At 64.4% G+C, this 4,723-nt stretch carries 6 protein-coding genes and 1 pseudogene; 3 read left to right on the top strand and 4 right to left on the bottom strand.

Features of this window, described 5'->3' with window-relative positions; genetic code table 11:
* Positions 1-98 precede the first annotated feature (98 nt).
* Together PGX04_RS31410 and PGX04_RS31405 are read right to left on the bottom strand one after the other, a co-directional pair.
* Complete coding sequence (locus PGX04_RS31410) at positions 99-476, bottom strand: DUF7532 family protein (RefSeq protein WP_273742062.1); 378 nt, start codon at positions 474-476, stop codon at positions 99-101.
* Between the two features lie 349 nt (positions 477-825).
* On the bottom strand, positions 826-1,635 hold the full coding sequence (locus tag PGX04_RS31405) for a formate/nitrite transporter family protein (RefSeq protein ID WP_273742061.1): 810 nt from the start codon (positions 1,633-1,635) through the stop codon (positions 826-828).
* Positions 1,636-1,805: 170 nt separating this feature from the next.
* Between PGX04_RS31405 and PGX04_RS31400 the strand changes: the two genes are divergently transcribed.
* Positions 1,806-2,819 carry a PrsW family intramembrane metalloprotease gene (locus PGX04_RS31400; RefSeq protein WP_273742060.1) on the top strand — a complete coding sequence of 338 codons (1,014 nt, stop codon included), beginning with the start codon at positions 1,806-1,808 and terminating at the stop codon, positions 2,817-2,819.
* A 274-nt stretch (positions 2,820-3,093) separates the two neighbouring features.
* Here the strand turns inward: PGX04_RS31400 and PGX04_RS31395 are convergent, their stop codons facing one another.
* A complete protein-coding gene (locus tag PGX04_RS31395) occupies positions 3,094-3,699 on the bottom strand; it encodes a riboflavin synthase (protein ID WP_273742059.1) in 606 nt (201 codons plus the stop codon).
* Between the two features lie 121 nt (positions 3,700-3,820).
* Here PGX04_RS31395 and PGX04_RS31390 point away from each other — a divergent pair, with 121 nt between their 5' ends.
* Positions 3,821-4,072, top strand: coding sequence for a DUF7533 family protein (locus tag PGX04_RS31390; RefSeq protein WP_273742058.1), 252 nt, complete (start codon positions 3,821-3,823; stop codon positions 4,070-4,072).
* Between the two features lie 132 nt (positions 4,073-4,204).
* On the top strand, positions 4,205-4,390 hold the full coding sequence (locus PGX04_RS31385; protein WP_273742057.1) for a hypothetical protein: 186 nt from the start codon (positions 4,205-4,207) through the stop codon (positions 4,388-4,390).
* 56 nt (positions 4,391-4,446) lie between these two features.
* On the opposite strand, the pseudogene PGX04_RS31380 reads toward PGX04_RS31385, so the two are convergent.
* Positions 4,447-4,723: pseudogene (locus PGX04_RS31380) on the bottom strand (peptidase M24); the annotation flags it as partial.

Below are 4,723 nucleotides of genomic sequence, written 5' to 3'. Positions count from 1 at the left end.
CGCCGGCGTCGACGGCCGCCGTCGCTCGTCGATCCCTCGTCGCGGCTCTCGTCGCAACTCTCGCTCGAGCGATCCGAACCCCGCCTCGCACACGGACATCATCGGAGCGTGTCGCGGTCGGCTGCGAACCGCACCCGATCGTCGATCGTCGGCCCGAGTGAGAGTTCGACGTGTCCGTCTCCCAGAATTCGGCCGTCCTCGACGGAGACGCCCCACGTCTCGAATCGGAGCCAGCCGCGCATCTCGTCGGCGTGGGTCGGGATGTCGGCGTAGTCGATGTCGTGTTCGGGGTAGTCCGAACTCGAGTGCGCCATGTCCATGTCGGAGTAGACCGTGTCGTGCTCGTCGAAGAACGCCTCGAGCGCCGCCGCGTCCTCGGCGACGGCGTCGACGACCGCCTCGGAGGCGGCACGGAGATCGTCGGTCTCGAGGCCGACGTCGCGAAGTGCTCGCTGAGTTCGCTGGTCGAAGTGCATACGCGCTGGTTAGGCCGGGAGGCCTTTGATAATTCCGAGTCCGTATCGGAGCTGGTTCGATCAGTTCGGCAACCTCTTTTACCAGGGTCCTCCTTCGTTCGCTTCGTCACTCGGTCGAACGTCTGCTCACGGGCGCGTAGCGCCCGTTCGCACGGCCCGTGGGACCGAAGGTCCCACATTGGCAAAACCCGTTGATGCTGTCAGAACGCAACGCGTTCTGAGTGCTAATCAGAACCGCTAAGCGGTTCTGATGAGGCCAAAAGGCCGCCGCCCCGGGGATTCACCCCGCTCCGGCGGAAAACCGTTCGCATCGCGAGCGGATGCCTGCGTACCGCCACGCGTTCAATAATCAGCCGCCACCGCGGACAACGTGACCGTATTTCAACAGGGCGACAAAGACGACTCCGCCGACCGCATTACCGATGGTCGCCAACGAGAGGAACATTACGTAATCGACCACCGAGACGGCCGGTGAGACAAACACACCGAACAGCACCTCGACGTTCCCCGCGATCGAGTGCGGAAGGTGGAGAATACCGATCGAAGCGGTAACGAGCCAGATGATGAGCAGGCGACTCGTCGTCTCCTGTGCCGCAGTGACCAGCCACGCCACCAACCCCATGAGCCAACCCGCGAGGATGGCGGCGACGAACAGCCACCTGAGATCGTGGTCGACCAGCTTGTGGGCGATCGTTCCGAACGCCTCGGGTGAGGCCACCCCGAGATTGGGCATCAAGGTAACGATGAACGCGGTGAACACCGCACCGCCCACGATGTTACTCGCCCAGACCAGCCCCCAGACTCGAGTTAACTTGTCGAACGATACCTGACCGTCGAGTACTGGCATCACAGCGAGGGTCGTATGTTCGGTGAACAGCTCCGAGCGTGCGATAATAACGAAGATGAATCCCACGGAGTAGGCGCTCGCCAGCAGCAGCTCCGTCCCGAGATCGCCGTAGGCCCCGTCGCTGAGCGTGAGCAGGACCGCCATCAGTAGCGGCCCGAATCCGATGTCGAGACCGGCCGAGAATCCCGACAGCAAGAGCCCGATCGGTTCGCGCTCAATCTCGTGGAGACCGGATTCGATGAGCGACTCGAGGATATCCGGAGCTGGAGTCTGTTCGCTGGAGACAGCCGATTCTGGGTCTGATCCTCCCATGCTATCCACGCCCCTCATCCGCGACCTTGGCCCTCAGTTTCTCGAACCCGATCATACGAATACTACTGTGTGGGCGTGGAAGAAAGATCGGTCCGACGAACGCCACGAGACGTCACAATCGAGTCGCCGGTTGCCGAACCTATACCGGGCAGGCGATCATACGGCCACCCATGGAACGTAGGCGCGACCCGGTCGAACGGGCCGAGGAGCGGACCGGCGACGGGTCGGTCGACCTCTACGACGTCTCGACGTGGGAGCCGCGATCGGTCGTCGACCTGGTTGCGTACACGCTCTACAACGCCGTGAGCTACGGATTCCGTGCACTCGTCTTGCTGATCGCGATCGCCATCACCCTCGTCTTGCTCGTCTCGCCGGCCGCGGTCGTCCTCGAGGATCCGTTCGTCGCCGTCTTCTTCGGGCTCTCGATCGTCCCCGCGGGGTTGCTCGCGGCGTACATCTGGCACGCGGACATCACGACGAGCGAACCGCTCTGGCTGCTCGTCGTGACCTTCCTGCTCGCGGTCCTGTTCGCGACGTTCGCGGCGCTCGTCAACTCGTTCAGTCAGGCGCTGCTCGGGATCAGCGGGGTTCTCTTTTTCTACCTGATCGTCGGCCCCGTCGAGGAGACGGTGAAGCTGCTCGCCGTTCAGGTGTTCGCCTACCGGAACGACAGTTTCAATGCCGTCATCGACGGCGCGGTGTACGGCGCCGTCGCCGGGTTGGGATTCGCCGCCATCGAAAACGCGCTCTACATCAGTCGCGTCATCGGCGAGGCGAACCCTGAGACCAACATCCTCGTCACCGCCAGCGGGATCGCGACGGTCCGTGCGCTCGCCGGGCCGGGCCACGTCATTTATTCGGCGATCGCTGGCTACTACCTCGGACTGGCGAAGTTCAACCGCGACCGCGCTGGTCCGATCGTCCTCAAGGGGCTGCTCGTCGCCGCGTTCGTCCACGGGACGTACAACGTCACGGTCGGGATCGTTCCCGGCCTCATCACCGAAGTCCTTCCGATCGGCTTCGGAATCGCGTTCGTCGGCTACGTCGTTCTCTACGACCTCGCGATCGGCTACTACCTCTATCGCAAGATCGATCGCTATCGCCGGACCTATCAGTCCGTCACGAGCGATATCGATGGCGAGTCGCGGCCGGAACTGACCGAATTCGAGCCGCCCCAGCGCTGACCGAAGTTCGGTGTCGGTCCGTCCGCAAACGGCGATTCCAGAACGCAGCAGACGGGTGCGAGACCCGCTCGGACGCGCTGGCGGCGCAGGCAGCGAGACGAAGCGTTTGCCGACGGGCTCGCGACCCACCTCGAGCAGCTCCGAGCGCTGCAGTCCGAGCTGGACGAGCGAGTCGAATCGGTGAGAGCAGGCCGCGCTCCTCATCGAGCGACAGGTGGAACTGCTCGAGGAGTGCCAGCGACGACTGGACGCGACGGACGAATAGACCGCCCAGTTACTCGAAGCGGGCCTCGAGCAGCCGTTCGACGTACTTCGCGAGTACGTCGACCTCGAGGTGGATCGGGTCGCCGGGTGCTTTCTCCGAGAGCGCGGTCAGCTCGTAGGTCGTCGGGATGACCGCGACCGTTACCCGGCCGTTCTCCGCGTCGAGGTCGGCGACGGTCAGGCTGATGCCGTCGAGCGTAATCGACCCCTTTTCGACGACGTAGCGGTCGTACCCCTCGGGGAGGTCGAACTCGAAGAACCAATCCTCTTCCACGGATTCGACGTCTGAAACCGTCGCGACCGCGTCGACGTGACCCTGGACGACGTGACCGTCGAACCGGCCGTCGGCCGGCATCGCCCGCTCGAGGTTGACGGTCTCCCCCTCGGCGAGGTCGCTCAGGTAGGTCCGCTCGACGGTCTCGGTCGCGAGAAAGACCTCGAACCACTCGCGCTCCGCGAAGCGTTCGACCGTGAGACACGCGCCGCTGACGCTGATGCTCTGGCCGTGCTCGAGTCCCGTCGCGACCTCGTCGGCCCCGATCCGGAGCCGGAGGCCGTCGTCCGTTCGCTCTCGAGCGACGATCTCGCCGGTCTCCTCGACGATCCCCGTGAACATACTCGCAACTGGCGGGCGACGGGAGAAAGCCGTTCCGGGTCCGGCCGCCGTCTCGGCGTCCGTCTCGATCGGCCGCGACTTGTCGCCGCGTTTTTAGCGGTCGCCGCGCTATCTCGGTGTAATGGCCGGTATCATCGACACGATCAAACTCGCGGGCACGCTCGTCTTCGCCATCCCCGCGGCGCTCGCCGGACTCGACTTCCTGCTCCTTCGCGAGCAGACGGGCATCGGCCTGACCCTCATCGGCCTCGCGATCGGGCTCGTGGTCATCCAGCACTGGCTGACGATGCCGACCGACATTCCCGAACTCGTGGCCAACCGGGTCGTCGGCACGGTCGCGAAAGAGCCCGACGATCCGGACGACGACCGGTAACTGGGGTTGGCGATCGGCGATCGGTACCGCCCGCTCGAGCGGAACGCCGTATCTGCTCGACGGAAACGGAACGGGGCTACTCGAGACGACACGGGCACAATCCATTCCCGACTCGAGCCGAAATGGAACGATATGGGTACCGAGTGCACGTACTGCGGCAGCGATATCGAACGACACGATCCCGTCTACGTGAACGAAGGCGAGAACGATCGCACCAACCAGACCGGGCAGTTCTGCAACTACGCCTGTCTGGACAGGCACATCGAGGACGAGAGCCTGACGTCCGGTGATGCCTGTGAGTGGACACCGGAATCCTGAGCCAGCAGGTCCCTACCGGTACCCGAACACTACTCGGAGCACCATCGTCGTGCAACTTACTCGAGCAACGCGGTCGGCTCGAGCGACTGCGACGGAGACGCGAGCCAGTCGGGTCGCTCGCCCTCGTCGTTGATTGCCAGTACGTCTGCGATCCGAAGCCAGTCGTCGTCGTCGACGCGTGCGGCCACGTCGAGTCGTACGACGGTTCCGGACCCGACGTCCTCACCGCCGTCGATCGGCCGCTCGCTGGGCTCGAGCCCGACGCCCGAAACCCGCGTCTCGATCGCATCGCCGTCGCCGAACCCGAACGATCGGACCTCCGCCTCGAGGTCG

Source organism: Natrinema soli, assembly GCF_028618695.1.
The sequence above is the reverse complement of the archived record's forward strand: the minus strand, read 5'-3'. Positions and strand labels throughout refer to the sequence as shown.

Excerpts from the sequence above, each read along its gene's own strand:
- PGX04_RS31410 (WP_273742062.1), bottom strand. The coding sequence starts at position 476 with ATGCACTTCGACCAGCGAACTCAGCGAGCACTTCGCGACGTCGGCCTC.
- PGX04_RS31405 (WP_273742061.1), bottom strand. The coding sequence starts at position 1,635 with ATGGGAGGATCAGACCCAGAATCGGCTGTCTCCAGCGAACAGACTCCA.
- PGX04_RS31400 (WP_273742060.1), top strand. The coding sequence starts at position 1,806 with ATGGAACGTAGGCGCGACCCGGTCGAACGGGCCGAGGAGCGGACCGGC.
- PGX04_RS31395 (WP_273742059.1), bottom strand. The coding sequence starts at position 3,699 with ATGTTCACGGGGATCGTCGAGGAGACCGGCGAGATCGTCGCTCGAGAG.
- PGX04_RS31390 (WP_273742058.1), top strand. The coding sequence starts at position 3,821 with ATGGCCGGTATCATCGACACGATCAAACTCGCGGGCACGCTCGTCTTC.
- PGX04_RS31385 (WP_273742057.1), top strand. The coding sequence starts at position 4,205 with ATGGGTACCGAGTGCACGTACTGCGGCAGCGATATCGAACGACACGAT.